This is a genomic window from Anaerotignum faecicola, assembly GCA_024460105.1.
Classification (GTDB): Bacteria; Bacillota; Clostridia; order Lachnospirales; family Anaerotignaceae; genus JANFXS01.
Window position 1 is genome coordinate 1 of sequence record JANFXS010000312.1, and the last position, 441, is coordinate 441.

Consider the following 441-nt stretch of genomic DNA (forward strand, 5'->3'; position numbering starts at 1 on the left):
TGAGGGGCTGACACCGCCCTTTTCCCATTTAATGCCAACACTGGTGCAGTGACTGATGGCCGTACTATAGAAAGAACAAGCGAAACTCCAAAGAACCGCTGCCAGTATTGCTGATATTGTCAACGCCCGGTAATGAGCAAACCTGTTAATTTTCAATGCGGACCCTGTCTCCTTCCGATATGATCTTATTTGAGCTTATAACTACCTGATCCGAATACGTAAGCGCGCCGTCAACATACATCATCTGACTGTCTCTTTCCTTTACTGTTATATCTACCCTTGCAATGACCCATTCTGTTCCCAGTACAGAGCTTTGTCTGCGGAGTACGAATACGTGGTCTCCGCCAAAATCACTTCTGAGTGCGGTAAGAGGCAGACAATTTTGATACGTCTCGCTCTTTCTGCTTAGAAAAAGCTGTGCCGGCATACCGGAAGTATAAC

General features: G+C 46.3%; 1 protein-coding gene. It reads right to left on the reverse strand.

The genetic code is table 11. The features are described 5' to 3' along the window. Positions 1 to 145 precede the first annotated feature (145 nt). Positions 146 to 441, reverse strand: a 296-nt coding sequence (locus tag NE664_14135; protein ID MCQ4727774.1) for a hypothetical protein, incomplete at its 5' end; no start/stop codon positions are given.